Consider the following 16,062-nt stretch of genomic DNA (forward strand, 5'->3'; position numbering starts at 1 on the left):
TTCAGCTGTTGCGCTGTACGAGCACGCTGCGCAGGTCCGCGACGTGCTCACCGTGCTGGTTGGTGACTCGGGTCTCGCGCACCACGAATTCCAGCGCGCCGCCTTTTTTGTCGTAGATGTCGGCGATGCGTACGTCGAAGCGCAGGGTGTCGCCGGCATAGGCCATGCGGTGATAACGGAACGATTCCTCACCGTGCAGGATGCGTGCGGTGACGATGCCCAGCTCAAAGCGCCAGGCGTTGGACGGGATCTGGAATTCCAGCGAGAACAGGAAGGTTGGTGGCAACGGCAGGTTCGGATGCCCTGCATCGCGAGCGGCCTGCTCGTCGAAGTAGATCGGGTTGGTTTCCCCGGTGGCCTTGGCGAAGAAGCGCAGTTGCCCGGCTTCGGCGGTGGCGAGGAAGGTGGGCAGTTGTCTGCCGATGTGTTTTTTGTCGATCATCTGAGTGACTCCTTGATTACCCGGTCGCTTCAGTTTTTCTGGTACACGGTGACGACGCAGGCGCCGCCCAGACCGAGGTTGTGCTGCACGGCGATGCGCGCGTTCGGCACCTGGCGCTGTTCGGCGGTGCCGCGCAACTGGTGGGTCAGCTCGTAGCACTGGGCCAGGCCGGTGGCGCCCAGCGGGTGACCCTTGGAGAGCAGTCCGCCGGAGGGGTTGGTTACCCACTTGCCGCCGTAGGTGTTGTCGCCGTCGTTGACCAGTTGCTCGGCGCCGCCTTCAGCGCACAAGCCGAGGCCTTCGTAGGTCAGCAGCTCGTTCTGGGCGAAGCAGTCGTGCAGCTCGATCACGTCGATGTCTTGTGGACCTATGCCGGCCTGGTTGTAGGCGATGTCCGCTGCCATGCGGGTCATGTCGAAACCGACCACGCGGATCATGTCCTTGGCGTCGTAGGTGCTCGGCAGGTCGGTGGTCAGGGCCTGGCCGGCCATCAGCACGTCGGTGCGCAGGCCATGCTTTTTCGCGAAGGACTCGGACACTACGATGCTCGCGGCGGCGCCACAGGTCGGCGGGCAGGCCATCAGGCGGGTCAGCACGCCTTCCCACAACATTGGCGCAGCCAGGACTTCTTCCGGGGTGACTACGTTGCGGAATACGGCCAGCGGGTTGTTGGCGGCATGGCGGCTGGCCTTGGCGCGGATTTTGGCGAAGGTCTCCAGCCGGGTGCCGTACTTCTGCATGTGCGCGTGACCGGCACCGGCAAACTGGCGGATGGCGGTCGGCAGGTCGGGCATGCCCACCAGTTCGTTGGTCAACTTGAGGGCGCGCTCGGTGGCCGGGGCGCGGTCGGTCCAGGCGGATCTCAATGCGCCCGGATTCATCTGCTCGAAGCCAAATGCCAGGGCGCAGTCCACCGCACCGCTGGCCACGGCCTGCCGGGCCAGGAACAGCGCGCTGGAGCCGGTGGCGCAGTTGTTGTTGACGTTGATCAGCGGGATGCCGGTCATGCCCACGCGGTACAGGGCTTTCTGGCCGCAGGTGGAGTCGCCGTAGACGTAGCCGGCGTAGGCCTGCTGGATGTCACTGAAGTCCAGCCCGCAATCGGCCAGGGCCAGGCGAATCGCCTGTTCACCCATGATGTCGTAGGGCTCATTGGTCCCCGGTTTCTTGAACTGGATCATGCCGACGCCAGCAACGAACACTTTATTGCTCATCGTTGTTTTCCTTGTTGTTTGAGAGGTTCAGAGCTTGCGCGCGATCATTTCGCGCATGACTTCACTGGTGCCGCCGTAGATGCGGTTGACGCGCATGTCGACGAACGCGCGGGCAATCGGGTACTCCATCATGTAGCCGTAGCCGCCGTGCAGCTGGACCATGTCGTCGATGCATTTCCACAGGGTTTCGGTGGTGTGGAGCTTGGCGATGGCGGCTTCTTCGAGGGTCAGCCGGCGGCGCATGTGTTCGCCCAGGTAGTAGTCGACCATCACCCGCAGGGCGGTGGCCTGGGCCTTGATGTCGGCAAGTTTGAATTTGCTGTTCTGGAAGTCCCATACGGTCTGATTGAAGGCCTTGCGGTCTTTTACGTACTCGATGGTCAGCTCCAGCAGGCGCTCAAGCTTGGCGGCGGCGGACACGGCGATGGAAAAACGCTCTTGCGGCAGCTCACCCATCAGGTAGGTGAAGCCCAGGCCTTCCTCGCCCAGACGGTTGCCCACCGGCACGCGGACGTTGTCGAAGAACAGCTCGGCGGTGTCCTGGGCGTGCTGGCCGACCTTTTCCAGCTTGCGGCCATGCTTGAAACCGGCGCGGCCGGTTTCCACGGCAATCAGGCTGATGCCCTTGGCGCCAGCGGTCGGGTCGGTCTTGCATACGACGATCACCAGGTCGGCGGTCAGGCCGTTGCTGATGAAGGTCTTGCTGCCATTGATCACGTACTCGTCGCCATCGCGCACGGCGGTGGTGCGCACAGCCTTGAGGTCGCTGCCGGTGCCGGGTTCGGTCATGGCGATGGCGAGGATGATTTCGCCTGCGCAGATGCCCGGCAGCCATGTCTGTTTCTGTTCTTCGTTGCCGCAACGGTTGATGTAGGGGGCGATCACGTCGGAGTGCATGCCGAAGTAGGCGCCGCTCACGCCAGCCCGGGCGAACTCTTCGTTGAACACCGCGCAGTGGCCGAAGTCGCCGCCGCCACCACCGTATTCGGTGGGCAGGGTGATGCCGAGCAGGCCTTCGCGGCCGGCCTTGAGCCAGGTTTCCCGGTCGACCTGGCCGGCCTTGTCCCAGGCGGCCTGGCGCGGCAGGCATTCACGCTCGAAAAAACGGCGCACGGTGGTGCGGAACATCTCATGGTCGTCGCGGAAAACGGTTCGGGCGATGTGCACGCAAGACTCCTCAAAAATGCCAGGCCGGCCTTAGGCCGAGCGCTTACGCAAGACGCGAACTGCGCCTGTGATCTGAGGGTTACGATAGGTGGGGGGGCGCGAGTGAACGCCACCCGAGGTGGGTGGCGGTTAAAAAATCACTGAAGACAACACAATCCCTGTGGGAGCGGGCTTGCCCGCGAAGAGGCCAGCAAATTMAACATCTGTGTTGACTGACACACCGCCTTCGCGGGCAAGCCCGCTCCCACAGGTTTCTCTATTGGCAGTTAGTGAGTACCAGTGCCTGGATCACCCTGCGATTCCAGATCCCGCACCCGCGCCACCGCTTCATCGCGGCTGCCGACGCCGAGCTTGCTGTAGATATGGCTCAGGTGCCATTTCACGGTTTCCGGGGACAGCCCCAGCGCACGGGCGATTTTCTTGTTGGGCAGGGCCTGGGCCAGCAGGCGCACCACTTCGATCTCCCGTTCGCTCAAGGGCTCGATCCCGGCCGCCAGCGGTTTGCTGGTTGCCGCCGTCGCAGGCTTGGTTTTCGAGACCGCAGGCGCTGTGGCCCCGGCGGCCTGCAGGCGCTCGACATAAAACGCCAGCACCGGGTCAAGGACTTCCCGGCTGGTGATATCGCAGATCAGTTTCAACCCGTCCGGATGGGCGTCGATGAGGCTGCGCACCAGGCCGAAGCGCTGCCCTCGGCGCAGCGCCTCCATGACCTTGTCCCGCGCCTGCTCATGGTGACCCCGTTCGGACTCGATCACGGCACTGAGCACCATCAGGCGTACCGCTCCGAGTTGGCGGCGGTGCCTTTCACAGGTTTCGATCAGCTGTTCTATGCGTGCGTAGGCGCCGTCCAAGTCGCCCTGTGCCAGTTGCCAGCGAGCGCGGGCGTTCTCGGCCAGGATGTGGATTTCCTTGAGTGCCGTGTGCCCGGCGTCCGGGTGGCGCGCGTCGATGGCATCCAGGCGCGCCAGCTTGGCTTGGGCTTGTGCGGTTTCCCCGAGTGTCAGCAACCAGCGCACCTGCCAGGTCAGGCAGTAGGCTTGCAGGCGCTCCAGGCCGAGTTTGATCGCGTACTCATCAAGCCGCTCGACAAATGCCAGGGCCTCCTGATGGTTACCCGCCAGCCATTGCACATTCCACAGCACTTGCAGCACACGCAGCACGGAATCGGGAATCGAGATCCGTTCGAGAATGTCGATCCAGCCCGAGAGCATCTTGAACGCGGCGTCGAGGTCGTTGGTTTCGTACAGCACTTCGCCAAGCAGCGCAGCGGAGAGATAAGTCGCGTCGGCACCGCCCTTGCCGCATTGGCCGGCTTCATGCAACACATCGCGGTAAACCCGTTCCGCCTGGGTCATCTGGCCTTCAAGGGCCAGGCTCAAGCCGATCAGGCAACGACCCTGAAGGCTGCCCGCCGTGGTCCCCAGCAGCGGCTGGCCATTGATCAGCAGGTTCGGCCGGTCGAGTTGCACCTGGCGGGCCTTTTCGTATTCACCGCGGTGCATGTACAGCCAGGACAGGATGTTGGCACAGGAGCCGATGGCCACGCTGTTGCTGCCCGCAGGCGGGTTGAGCAATTGCGGCAGGACCGTCATGGCCGCATCGGTGTCATCCCGCTGCAGGGCCAAAGAGGCGCGCAGCAGCGAGATCATGAAGCGGTCATGGACTTCGCTCTCGGGAACGTCGCGAAACAGTTGTTCGAGGCTGGCGGTGCAGGCCACGAAGTCCCTGGCATACAGCTGCATCCGCGTCTTGAGAATGCGCAGCTTGACCCGGGCCTGTACCTGTTCGACCGGCAACAGCCGCACCAGCTCGATCAACATGCGCAGGTCGCCATGGGCGTACAACGCCTCGCAGTGTTGTTCCACCAGATCGGCGGCGGCCGACGGGTCGCCGCCCATGACCGCATGGTGCACCGCTTCATCCAGGTGATTGTGCTCGCGGAACCAGCTCCATGCGCGAACGTGCACCGCTTGTTGCTCGGCGTTGCTGCGCGAGTCGAAATACTTGAGCAGGGTTTCGCGCAGCAATGGGTGCAGGCGATACCAGGTTTCGCGCTCGGCGCTGTCTACCGGAATCAGGAACAGGTTGTCCCGCTCCAGCCGCGTCAGCAGCGCGTTCGCCTCGGCAACCGCCTGCGGGTGACCGCTCAAGGCAGCGCACAACGAGGCGCAGAAGCGGTTGCACACGGCCATGAGCAGCAACAGGTCCAGGTCTGTCGGTGACAGGTGGGACAACACTTCGACTTCGAAGAACCTGGCGAAGGCTTGATCGTCCCGTAGCTGCGCTTGCACCGACGTTGCCTCTGCGGCGGCAGGCGGGCGATTCTTTTTGCGGCTGACGGCGAGCAGTTGCAGGCCGGCGACCCAGCCATCGGTCAGCTCATGCATCATCCGGGCGTCCCGGGCGCTGATCTCGCCCAATTGCGCCTTGAGGAACTGTTCGGATTCGGCGGCGGTGAAACGCAAGTCCCGCAGGTTCAGCTCCAGCACCAGTTCCTGGCTGCGCAACCGCGCCAGGGACAACGGCACGACGCTGCGCGATATCAGCGCCAGGTGGAGGTTGGCCGGGGCGTAGTCGATCAGCCATTGCAGGGCCTGGTGAATGCCCACGTCAGTCAGGTGGTGCAGGTCGTCGAGTACCAGCACCAGCTCACGGCCACGGCTGGCAATGCTGCGCACCAGGGTGATGACGGTGCGTTCCACGGCTTCGCTGTCGAGGCCGCGACCTTCCAGTTGAGTCGCTTCGCGCACGAGCGTCGGGTCGATCTGGCCGAGGCTTGCCAGCAGATAGTCAAGAAAGCGCGCCAGTTCGTTGTCATCGGCCGACAGCGTCAGCCACGCCACGTCGAACCCCAGCGGCAACAGCGCCTGGCGCCAGGCGATCAGGGTCGAAGTCTTGCCACACCCGGCTGGTCCCCTGAGCACGATGCAACGCAGGCGGCGGGCCTTGAGCATTTGCTCCTGCAGGCGCTCGCGGGAAATCAGGCGCCCGGCGCTGCGCGGCGGAGTCAGTTTGGTACTGACGATCGGGGACTGAACCGGATTGAAGACCTGGCTGGCATGGGTGTCCGATGCATTGGACTTGCGGTGTTTATCCATGGGGCTGTCCGATTCTTTTTTGTTTTGTGAGTGCGCCGAATCTCATCGAGTGTAACCCAGACCATGGGCGGGATGACCCTGTCTTTGGCGGCCACCACCCGATGCGGGTGGTGGTCGGTGGGGCCGGGATTGATCTACTGGATGGCACAACAATAGGAGTGCTGCTGGCGCTCCAGAAGAATCACGGAGCGTTGGCGATGGGCGTACTGAGCGGCATTCGGGTGGTGGAGTTTGAGGCAATCGGGCCGGCGCCGTTTGGCACCATGCTGTTGGCCGACATGGGCGCCGACGTGGTGCGCATCGACCGGCCGCAGAAGGCCAGTGACCTGGGGCCGAAGCTTGAGGGCAAGCGGGCCGACATCACCGGGCGCAACCGCCGTTCGGTCACCCTCGACCTGAAGCACCCCGACAGTGTCGCCGTCGCGCTGCAATTGATTGAGCGCGCCGACGTGGTGATCGAAGGGTTTCGCCCCGGCACGATGGAGCGCCTGGGCCTCGGCCCGGAAGTCGCGCTACAGAGCAATCCGCGTCTGGTCTACGCCCGTATGACCGGCTGGGGCCAGACCGGCCCGATGGCCGACCGCGCTGGCCATGACCTGAACTACATCGCCTTGTCGGGTGTGCTGTCGAGTATCGGCCCGGCCGGTGGTCGGCCGGTGCCGCCGCTGAACCTGGTGGGTGACTACGGCGGTGGCGGCATGTTGCTGGCGATGGGCGTACTGGCGGCGCTGCTCAATGTGCAGCGCGGCGGCGCCGGGCAGGTGGTCGATGCGGCGATGACCGAAGGTGCGGCGCAGCTGGGCTCGGTGATCTGGGGCCTGCTGGCCGGTGGTCACTGGAAAGAACAGCGCGGCAGCAACCTGCTCGATGGCGGTGCGCCCTGGTACGACACCTACGAAACCCGCGACGGCCAGTACATGGCGATCGGGCCGATTGAATCGCGCTTCTATGGGCAGATGCTGGACATTCTCGGACTCTCCAACGCGGACCTGCCCAGCCAGCACGACCGGGCTGGCTGGCCGCGGCTGCGGGAGGCATTCACCGCTGCGTTCTTCGGTCGTACCCGCAAGCAGTGGGAGGAAGCCTTCGAAGGCAGCGACGCCTGCGTTGCGCCGGTGTTGGGCCTGGCCGAAGCAGCCAGGCACCCCCACGGCGTTGCCCGTGGCAGCTTCATTGAGGTCGACGGGGTAGTGCAACCGGTCCCGGCTCCGCGTTTCCTCGGCACGCCATCGGCGCAACCGCAACCGGCGCCCGCGCGTGGAGAGCATGGCGGCGCAGCACTGCGTGACTGGGGCTTCGACACCGCGGCCATTGAGCGCTTGCGTGAACTGGGCCTGGGTTTTGGCGCCTGAAAAACAACATGAAGAATCGCGCAGCGCAGGAGTTACACCATGGCCATTCAGTTCAAGATCATCGATCACGTGGCACTCATCACGCTCGATGCGCAACAGTCGAACAACGCGCTGACCGTCAGCGATCTGATGCACCTGCGCAAGACCCTGGGTGCCTGCCAGGATGACGAGCAGGTGCGGGTGATCGTCCTGACCGGTGCCGGCGAGCGCGCGTTTTGCAGCGGTGCAAGCCACAAGGAGTCGTTGCTGGCGGCATCCGGTTTTGTCGCCGGCACCCTCAAAAGCCGCGAGACCGAAGCCGAGGAGGGCGGCTACAGCCGGCTGTTCGACCTCAGCGACCTGGACATCTGGAAACCGGTGATTGCCGCCATCAATGGTGCCTGCCTGGGGGGCGGTCTCGAGCTGGCGCTGCAATGCGATCTGCGCATTGCCTCGGCCAGCGCCACGTTCGGCTTGCCCGAGGTGTGCGACGCGACCATTCCGGCGGCCGGTGGCGTGCAGTACTTGCTGCGTGCAATTCCAGCGGCCCATGCCATGAAAATGGCGCTGACCGGGGAATCGATCAGCGCCGGGCAGGCCTTGGGCATCGGTTTGATCATCGAGCTGCTGCCCAAGGACCGTCTGCTGCCGGCGGCGCTGGACCTGGCCGAGCGTATTGCCGCCAACGGCCCGCTCGCGGTGCAGTCGATCAAGCGCCTGGCCTTGCAGAGCGCCCATCTCGCGCCCCGGGACTTCGTCACCCAGGCCCATCTGCATTGGGGCTTGCTGCGCGACAGCGAAGATCACGCCGAAGGGCGCATGGCCCAGGTCGAGCAGCGTTCGCCGAAATACACCGGTACCTGATCCGTAGCGTCGCGTTCGTTACCTGACAACAATAATTCACAGGAGAACCTCATGTATCTGACCCAAGGCCTGCACCGCGTGCTGCAGCAACGTCCCCATGCCGTGGCGACGGTCTTTCGCGACCGCCGCCGCACCTATGCCGAACTGGCCGACCGGGTGGCTCGCCTGGCCGGGGCCTTGCAGCAATTGGGGATGCGGACCGGCGATCGCGTCGGTCTGCTGGGCCTGAACTCCGACCGGTTCCTTGAGTATTTCCTGGCGACCTGGTGGGGCGGTGGCGTGGTCAACCCGGTGAACATTCGCTGGAGCGTGCCGGAAATCGTCTATTCGCTGGACGACTGCGACACCCGCATCCTGCTGATCGACGACACCTTCCTGCCCCTGGCCGAAGGCATTGCCAGCAGCGCCAGGGTGCGGCCGTTGCTGATCCACATCGGCGACGGGCCGTTGCCAGAAGGCATGCTGTCCTACGAGCAATTGATTGGTGAAGCCACGCCCGTTGACGACGCGTTTCGCGGCGGCGACGACCTGGCGAGCATCATGTACACCGGCGGTACCACCGGCCGACCGAAAGGCGTGATGCAGTCGCACATGAACCTGTGGACCGCTGCCGTGGCCCGCGCCGCCGACGTACCGGTGCCGGCGGACGCATTGACCCTGCACATCGCGCCGATGTTCCACCTGGCGGCGTTGTCGCGGGTGATCCTGATTTCGCTGCTGGGGCTGCCGAGCATTTTCGTTCCGGCCTTCGATGCCCTGGACGTGATGCGCACCATCGAGCGCGAGCGCATCACCGATATCCTGATCGTGCCGACCATGCTTCAGGCGCTGATCATGCACCCCGATTTCGCCAGGCATGACCTGAGCTGCCTGCGCAGCCTCACCTACGGCGCCTCGCCGATTGCCGTGCCCTTGCTGGAAATGGCGCTCAAGGCCTTGCCGAATGTCGAGTTCACCCAAGGCTACGGCATGACCGAAGCGGCGCCGCCGATCTCTGCCAACGGCCCGGAAAACCACAGCGCCGAAGGCATCGCCAATGGCCGCCTGCGCTCGGCCGGGCGCCCGGGGCTGGGGGTCACGGTGCGCATCGTCGACGAAAATGACAACCAAGTGCCCTGCGGCACCGTCGGCGAAGTGGTGGTGCGCGGCCCGAACATCATGCTCGGCTACTGGAACAACCCCGAGGAAACCGCCAAGGCCTTGCGCGGCGGCTGGATGCACACCGGCGATGGCGCTTATATGGACGCGGATGGCTTTATCTACATCGTCGACCGTTTCAAGGACATGATTGTCAGCGGTGGCGAAAACGTGTATTCCGGCGAAGTGGAAAGCGCCATCGCCAGTCACCCGGCCGTCGCGGCCTGCGCAGTGATCGGCATTCCTTGTGCCCAGTGGGGCGAAGCGGTGCACGCGGTGGTGGTGCTCAAGCCGGACAACGAGGTTGCAAGCGCCCAGATCATTGAACACTGCCGTCGGCAGATTGCCGGCTACAAGACCCCGAAATCCGTGGAGTTCCGTACGGCGTTGCCGTTGTCCGGTGCCGGCAAGGTGCTCAAGCGCGATCTGCGTGAACCGTTCTGGCGCGGCACGGATCGGGGCGTGAGCTGACAGCATGTACATGACCCAATGCCTGCAACGCACGCTGCAACAGAACCCGGACCACATCGCGACTATCCATGGCGAACGTCGCCACACCTACCGTGAATTTGGCGAACGGGTCGCTCGCCTGGCGGGCGCCTTGCAGAAACTCGGCATGGCGGCCGGTGACCGGGTCGGCATGCTGGCGCTGAACTCCGACCGCTACCTGGAGTACATCATGGGTGTTTGGTGGGGCGGCGGAGTGCTCAACCCGGTGAACATCCGCTGGAGCGTGCCGGAGATCGTCTATTCGCTGGACGATTGCAGTACTGGCATCCTCATCGTCGATGAGCACTTCGCAGCGCTGGCCGAAGGCATTTGTGCCAGGGCCCGTCGTGCGCCGCTGTTGATTTATGCGGGTGACGGTGACGTGCCGGCCGGCATGTCGGGTTTCGAGCAATTGATTGCCCAGACTGCGCCAGTGCAAGACGCCGGGCGGGGCGGTGAAGACCTTGCCTGCATCATGTACACCGGCGGCACCACCGGGTTTCCCAAGGGGGTCATGCAGTCGCACCTGAACCTGTGGTCGGCGTGCATGCCTCGCATGGTGGACATGCCGCCGATCCGCGGCGGCCTGCTGATGCATGTCGCGCCATTGTTCCATGTCGCCGGTATGGCCCGTGCACTGATTCAGTTTCTGACCGGTGAAAGCCATGTGCTGGTGTCGAGCTTCGACCCCTTGCAGGCCTTGCAGATGATTGAGCGCGAACGGGTCACCGAGACGTTGCTGGTGCCGACCATGATCCTTGCGCTGTTGGCTCATCCTGACTTTGACAAGTATGACCTGGGCAGCCTGAAACGCCTGACCTACGGTGCTTCACCCAGCGCCGGGGATATGGTCGAGCAAGTGCTGGCCAGACTGCCGGACATCGAACTTTCACATTCCTACGGACTGACCGAGGCCTGCCCGGTGGTGTCCAGCAATCTGCCGTGCAATCACACGCCAGAGGCTCGCATCAGCGGCTTGTCGCGCTCGGTGGGGCGTGGCGGTCTGGGTGTCAACGTGAAGATTGTCGACCCGCAGGGGCAAGAGGTTCCCCGTGGCACAGTGGGCGAGATCATTGTGCGCGGGCCGAACATCATGCAGGGCTACTGGAACAAGCCCGAAGAAACCGCCAGGGTGTTGCGAGACGGTTGGCTGTACACCGGCGACGCGGCGTGGATGGACGAGCAGGGCTACCTATTCATCGTCGACCGCTTGAAGGACATGATCGTCAGCGGTGGGGAAAACGTTTACTCGGCGGAAGTCGAAAACGTTCTGTCGCGGCACCCGGCCGTGGCGATGTGCGCGGTGATCGGCATTCCCCATGAACAGTGGGGCGAGGCGGTGCACGCGGTGGTGGTGCGCAAGCCCGGTGCCCAAGCCGATGAGGAGCAATTGCGCCTGTTTTGTCGTGAATTCATCGCCCCCTACAAGTGCCCCAAGACCGTGGAGTTCCGCGACGAGCTGCCACTGTCGGCGGCGGGCAAAGTCCTCAAGCGCGAACTGCGCCAGTAACCCCACCACAAATCCCCGTAGGAGCTGCCGGAGGCTGCGATCTTTTGATCTTGTTTTTGAAAAGCAAAGTCAAAAGATCGCAGGCTTCGCCAGCTCCTACCTTGATGGTGTTTCATTTCAAGCCCTCCGTACAACTGTTCCGCAAATCCGCTACCCGATCCGGGTGGCTTCATCACCCACCCCCCGCCAATACAGTGGACCCACGAACCAGGCGCGTGCCTGCCTGGCAACCCACTGGAGATCCCGATGCACATCAACCGTACCGTCTACCGTGAAGACCACGAAATGCTGCGTGAAACCGCGCGGCGTTTCTTCGAGCGTGAATGCCTGCCCAAGCAGGCGCAGTGGGACGAGGCCGGGCAGGTCGACCGGGAAACCTGGCTCAAGGCTGGCCGCCACAACCTGTTGTGCCTCACCGTGCCCACCGAATACGGCGGTGGCGGTGGCGACTTCGGTCACTCGGCGGTGCTGATCGAAGAGCTGTACCGCGCCGGTGTCTCCGGCTGGAGCCTGGGTGTGCATTCGGACATCGTCGCCCCCTACATCGTGCGCCTGGGCACCGAAGAGCAGAAGCAGCAATGGCTGCCGAAAATCTGCTCCGGCGAAACCGTGCTGGCGGTGGCCATGACCGAACCGGGCACCGGTTCCGACCTCAAGGCGATCCGCACCACCGCCGTGCGCGACGGTGACGAGTGGGTGATCAATGGCAGCAAGACTTTCATCAGCAACGGCCTGACCTGCGACATGGTCGTGGTGGTGTGCAAGACCGACCCGAGCGCTGGCGCCAAGGGTTGCAGCCTGATCATGGTCGAGTGCAATCGCGAGGGTTTCCGTCGTGGCCGCAAGCTGGAGAAGGTCGGCCAGCACGCTGCCGACACCGCCGAGTTGTTCTTCGACGACGTCCGTGTGCCGGTGGGCAACCTGCTCGGTGAAGAAAACAAAGGCTTCATGCACTTGATGGAGGAGTTGCCGCAAGAGCGCCTGGTCATCGCCCTGTACTGCGCCGCCAAACTCGAACGCCTGCTGGAGCAGACCGTCGAGTACGTCAAGGACCGCAAGGCCTTCAACCAGACCGTGTGGGACTTCCAGAACACCAAATTCAAGCTGGCCGACATCAAGGCCAAGGCCACCGCCGTGCGCCTGACCATCGACCACTACATCGCCGAACACATGCGCCGTCGCCTGACCGTGCAGGAGTCGGCCATCGCCAAGCTGTACGCCACCGAGACGCTTTGGCAGTGCATCGACGACATGGTCCAGCTCCACGGCGGCTACGGCTACATGCTCGAGTACCCGATTGCCCGCGCCTTCGTCGACATGCGCGTGACGCGCATCTTTGGTGGCACCAGTGAAGTATTGCGCGAACTGATCGCGCGCCAGTTGTGATCCTTCCCCCTCATTTTCAGGTGACACCATGAGCGAAAAAGTACTGGTTGCCGGCGTCGGCATGATCCCGTTCCGCAAGCCCAGCGACAGCCCGACCTATGTGCAGATGGGTTCAGAAGCGGTACGTCTGGCCCTGGCTGATGCGGGCATTGACTACAAACTGGTGCAAGAAGCGTATGCCGGTTATGTCTACGGCGACTCCACCTGCGGCCAGACCGTACTGTACGAAGTGGGCATGACCGGGATTCCTGTGGTCAACGTCAACAATAACTGCTCCACCGGTTCCACCGCGCTGTTCCTGGCGCGCAAGGCCATCGAGTCCGGTTCGGCTGATTGCGTATTGGCGGTGGGTTTCGAGCAGATGCAGGCCGGCGCATTGAAATCCCACTGGGACGACCGCCCGCCAACCCGTGAGCGCTTCCTGCCGATCCTGCGCGGTCTCACCGCCGATATGGATGGCATGCCCCAGGCCATCCGTACCTTCGGTGGTGCCGGGCGCGAGTACATGCACAAATACGGCACCAAAATGCAAACCTTCGCCGCCGTGCGCGCCAAGGCCAGCCGTCATGCAGCCAACAACCCGCTCGCATTGTTTCGCAAGGTGCTCAGCGTCGAAGACGTGATGAACGACCCGGTGATTCTGCCAGGCGTCATGACGCGGCTGATGGCCTGCCCGCCAACCTGCGGTGGTGCCGCGGCAATCCTGGTGTCCGAACGTTTTGCGAAAAAGCATGGCTTGCGTCGCGACGTGGAAATCGTCACCCAGGCGATGACCACCGACACCCCGGAATCCTTCAACTTCGAACAGCCGTCGCTGCTCGATTGGGTCGGCACCCACATGACCCACGCCGCCGTGGGCCAGGTCTACGAGAAGGCCGGTGTCGGCCCGCAGGACATCGATGTCTGCGAACTGCACGACTGCTTCGCCCAGAACGAAGTGATCTGCTACGAATCGCTGGGTTTCTGCCCCGAGGGCGGGGCCGAGAAGTTCGTCATGGACGGCGACAACACCTACGGCGGACAGATCGTCATCAACCCGTCCGGCGGCCTGCTTTCCAAGGGCCATCCGTTGGGCGCCACCGGCCTGGCGCAGTGCTACGAGCTGACCCGACAATTGCGCGGCAGCGCCGATCAACGCCAGGTCGACGGTGCACGTCTGGCCATGGCCCATAACCTCGGGCTGGGCGGTGCATGCGTGGTGACGCTGTACGGCAAAGTCAGTGGAGGTGCCCAGTGAGCAGCTTGCTCGACGCCTTTCGCCTGACCGCTCTACCGCCACACGCCGAGGCCTTTCGTGCCGAGGTCAAAGGATTTCTGGCCGAGCATCTGCCGAGCGTCCCGGCGGATGTGCGGGCCCGCAGCTGGACCGGTTTCGACGCCGGTTTCAGTCGCCAACTGGCGCAACGTGGCTGGGTCGGCCTGACCTTGCCGGCCGCTTATGGCGGTGCCGGGCTGGATGCATTCAGTCGCTTTGTGCTGGTCGAAGAGCTGCTGTCGGCCGGTGCTCCGGTGGCGGCACACTGGATCGCCGACCGCCAGAGCGGGCCGTTGATCCTGAAATTCGGCAACGACGCGCAGAAGGATTTTTTCCTGCCGCGCATCTGCGCCGGCAAGGCGTTTTTCTGCATCGGCATGAGCGAACCGAACTCGGGGTCTGACCTGGCCAGCGTGCGCAGCCGCGCCACCCTTTGCCCTGAAGGCTGGCGTCTGAGCGGGCGCAAGATCTGGACCACCAATGCCCATCACGCCGACTACATGATCGCTCTGGTGCGCACCAGTGGTTCGCCCGAGGACCGTCACAATGGGCTGTCGCAATTCATCATCGACCTCAGGCAGCCAGGCATCAGCGTGCGTCCCATTGTCGACCTGGCGGGCGACGCGCATTTCTCCGAAGTCGCCTTCGACGACGTCTTGCTTGGCGAAGACGCGTTGGTGGGCGAGGAGGGCAGCGGCTGGAAGCAGGTGAATGCCGAACTCGCGTTCGAGCGCAGCGGGCCGGAACGTTTCTACTCCAGCGTGGTGTTGCTCGATCTGTGGGCCGACACCTTGCGCCGTCACGGCGCCACTGCACAGGAATCCGCGTTGCTCGGCAGTTTCCTCACGCAGCTGACCTGCCTGCGCAATCTCTCGCTGGCGCTGACGGCGTTGCTCGCCCGGGGCGAAAGCCCGGTGGTGGAAGCTGCACTGGTCAAGGACATCGGCACTGAATTCGAACAGGCGATCCCGTCAGCGATTGCCTCGGCGATCAGTGCCCATCCGGATGTACCCGTCGATGAGGAGCTGTACCGCACGGTCGCCTACCTGAACCAGGTCGCGCCGACTTTCTCGTTGCGCGGCGGCACCCGGGAAATCCTGCGCGGCATGATCGCCCGCGGCCTCGGCCTGCGCTGATGCACCTCGAATAGGAAAAACTTCATGTTCACTGAAGCCATTGAAAAGATCCTCAGCGACTTTTGCACGCCGGCACTGGTCCGTGCTGTGGAAGGCGGAGACAGCGCCGCAACGCTGTGGAGTGCCCTGGAAGACAGCGGCTTTCTGGAATTGCTGACGCCAGAAATCGCTGGTGGAGCGGGACTTGCGCTGAATGCACTGCTGCCGATTTTTGTCGCCTTCGGTCGCTGCGCGCTGCCGGTCCCGGCGGCGCAAAGCATTGCCGCCCGTGCGTTGCTACGTGACTGCCCGAGCGCGCCACCGTCCGGCATGGTGACCCTGGCCGGCACAGCCTGTCGCCAGCCCGATGGCCTGTTGTGTGTGCCGCGTGTGGCGTTTGGTTTGTTGGCTGATTTTGCCCTGGTCAACCTGGAAGGCGAGTTGCTGCTGCTCGATTGCAGCCTCGCCCGCCGCGAGTCCACCGGTGTTCACGGCAGTCAATGCGCCACCTTGTACTGGCCGCAGGATTCACTCGGCAGCGCAATTGGCAATAACGGCGAAGAAGTACGTGTGTTCAACGCCGCCATTCACGCCGCCACCATCGCCGGGGCCATGGAGCAGGTTCTCGCCATGACGCTGGAGTACTGCAACGACCGGGTGCAGTTCGGCAAGGCCATCGGCAAATTCCAGGCCGTGCAGCATCAACTCAGCGTGATGGCCGAGCAAGTGGCCGCCGCGCGCATCGCCGCTGAACTGGCGTTTGCCGGCGATTTGCAGGTGCCGGACCTGATGGCGACGGCCATTGCCAAAGCGCGGACCAGCATGGCTGTGCCTCAAGTCACTGCCATCGCCCACGCACTGTTCGGCGCCATCGGCGTGACCGAAGAACTGGACTTGCAACTGTTCACCCGGCGCCTGCACGAGTGGCGCATCAGCGACGGCTCGGAAACCTGGTGGAACGGCATCGTCGGCCAGGCGTTTCTCGCACAACCGGATGCCTGCGCCAGCCATTTCGTGCGTCACGTCACCCTGTCCCCATCGGCCTGAGGATCAT

At 63.8% G+C, this 16,062-nt stretch carries 12 protein-coding genes; 8 read left to right on the plus strand and 4 right to left on the minus strand.

Annotation, left to right across the window (positions count from 1 at the left end):
• Position 1 precedes the first annotated feature (1 nt).
• From AC1DVE_RS05645 to AC1DVE_RS05660, 4 genes are all read right to left on the minus strand, one after another.
• Entirely contained in the window at positions 2-442 is a 441-nt protein-coding gene (locus AC1DVE_RS05645; RefSeq protein ID WP_223456047.1) for a MaoC family dehydratase N-terminal domain-containing protein, read from the minus strand.
• Between the two features lie 29 nt (positions 443-471).
• Positions 472-1,656, minus strand: a complete 1,185-nt coding sequence (locus tag AC1DVE_RS05650; protein WP_223456046.1) for a lipid-transfer protein — start codon at positions 1,654-1,656, stop codon at positions 472-474.
• 27 nt (positions 1,657-1,683) lie between these two features.
• Complete coding sequence (locus AC1DVE_RS05655; protein WP_223533330.1) at positions 1,684-2,784, minus strand: acyl-CoA dehydrogenase family protein; 1,101 nt, start codon at positions 2,782-2,784, stop codon at positions 1,684-1,686.
• A gap of 305 nt (positions 2,785-3,089) precedes the next feature.
• Complete coding sequence (locus AC1DVE_RS05660; protein ID WP_223533319.1) at positions 3,090-5,921, minus strand: winged helix-turn-helix domain-containing protein; 2,832 nt, start codon at positions 5,919-5,921, stop codon at positions 3,090-3,092.
• Between the two features lie 197 nt (positions 5,922-6,118).
• Between AC1DVE_RS05660 and AC1DVE_RS05665 the strand changes: the two genes are divergently transcribed.
• From AC1DVE_RS05665 to AC1DVE_RS05700, 8 genes are all read left to right on the plus strand, one after another.
• A complete protein-coding gene (locus tag AC1DVE_RS05665; RefSeq protein WP_223533320.1) occupies positions 6,119-7,273 on the plus strand; it encodes a CaiB/BaiF CoA transferase family protein in 1,155 nt (384 codons plus the stop codon).
• A 39-nt stretch (positions 7,274-7,312) separates the two neighbouring features.
• Positions 7,313-8,116: an enoyl-CoA hydratase/isomerase family protein gene (locus AC1DVE_RS05670; RefSeq protein ID WP_223456043.1), complete on the plus strand. Its 804-nt coding sequence runs from the start codon at positions 7,313-7,315 to the stop codon at positions 8,114-8,116.
• A gap of 51 nt (positions 8,117-8,167) precedes the next feature.
• Positions 8,168-9,724 (plus strand): acyl-CoA synthetase, encoded by a 1,557-nt coding sequence (locus AC1DVE_RS05675; RefSeq protein WP_223456042.1) that lies wholly within the window; start codon positions 8,168-8,170, stop codon positions 9,722-9,724.
• A 4-nt stretch (positions 9,725-9,728) separates the two neighbouring features.
• Positions 9,729-11,252 (plus strand): acyl-CoA synthetase, encoded by a 1,524-nt coding sequence (locus AC1DVE_RS05680; RefSeq protein WP_223533321.1) that lies wholly within the window; start codon positions 9,729-9,731, stop codon positions 11,250-11,252.
• Positions 11,253-11,498: 246 nt separating this feature from the next.
• Positions 11,499-12,638: an acyl-CoA dehydrogenase family protein gene (locus AC1DVE_RS05685; RefSeq protein ID WP_046040411.1), complete on the plus strand. Its 1,140-nt coding sequence runs from the start codon at positions 11,499-11,501 to the stop codon at positions 12,636-12,638.
• Positions 12,639-12,666: 28 nt separating this feature from the next.
• Complete coding sequence (locus tag AC1DVE_RS05690; RefSeq protein WP_223533322.1) at positions 12,667-13,875, plus strand: lipid-transfer protein; 1,209 nt, start codon at positions 12,667-12,669, stop codon at positions 13,873-13,875.
• Positions 13,872-15,029: an acyl-CoA dehydrogenase family protein gene (locus AC1DVE_RS05695; protein ID WP_223456039.1), complete on the plus strand. Its 1,158-nt coding sequence runs from the start codon at positions 13,872-13,874 to the stop codon at positions 15,027-15,029. Before AC1DVE_RS05690 ends, AC1DVE_RS05695 begins: the two co-directional genes overlap by 4 nt.
• Positions 15,030-15,053: 24 nt before the next feature.
• Entirely contained in the window at positions 15,054-16,055 is a 1,002-nt protein-coding gene (locus AC1DVE_RS05700; RefSeq protein ID WP_223456038.1) for an acyl-CoA dehydrogenase family protein, read from the plus strand.
• Positions 16,056-16,062 lie beyond the last annotated feature (7 nt).

It is taken from the genome of Pseudomonas sp. P4_B4 (assembly GCF_056402255.1).

Bases quoted from the DNA above. Each gene is read 5' to 3' on its own strand.
- AC1DVE_RS05660 (WP_223533319.1), bottom strand. From the start codon at position 5,921: ATGGATAAACACCGCAAGTCCAATGCATCGGACACCCATGCCAGCCAG.
- AC1DVE_RS05690 (WP_223533322.1), top strand. From the start codon at position 12,667: ATGAGCGAAAAAGTACTGGTTGCCGGCGTCGGCATGATCCCGTTCCGC.
- AC1DVE_RS05650 (WP_223456046.1), bottom strand. From the start codon at position 1,656: ATGAGCAATAAAGTGTTCGTTGCTGGCGTCGGCATGATCCAGTTCAAG.
- AC1DVE_RS05680 (WP_223533321.1), top strand. From the start codon at position 9,729: ATGTACATGACCCAATGCCTGCAACGCACGCTGCAACAGAACCCGGAC.
- AC1DVE_RS05675 (WP_223456042.1), top strand. From the start codon at position 8,168: ATGTATCTGACCCAAGGCCTGCACCGCGTGCTGCAGCAACGTCCCCAT.
- AC1DVE_RS05655 (WP_223533330.1), bottom strand. From the start codon at position 2,784: ATGTTCCGCACCACCGTGCGCCGTTTTTTCGAGCGTGAATGCCTGCCG.
- AC1DVE_RS05685 (WP_046040411.1), top strand. From the start codon at position 11,499: ATGCACATCAACCGTACCGTCTACCGTGAAGACCACGAAATGCTGCGT.
- AC1DVE_RS05645 (WP_223456047.1), bottom strand. From the start codon at position 442: ATGATCGACAAAAAACACATCGGCAGACAACTGCCCACCTTCCTCGCC.
- AC1DVE_RS05665 (WP_223533320.1), top strand. From the start codon at position 6,119: ATGGGCGTACTGAGCGGCATTCGGGTGGTGGAGTTTGAGGCAATCGGG.
- AC1DVE_RS05670 (WP_223456043.1), top strand. From the start codon at position 7,313: ATGGCCATTCAGTTCAAGATCATCGATCACGTGGCACTCATCACGCTC.
- AC1DVE_RS05700 (WP_223456038.1), top strand. From the start codon at position 15,054: ATGTTCACTGAAGCCATTGAAAAGATCCTCAGCGACTTTTGCACGCCG.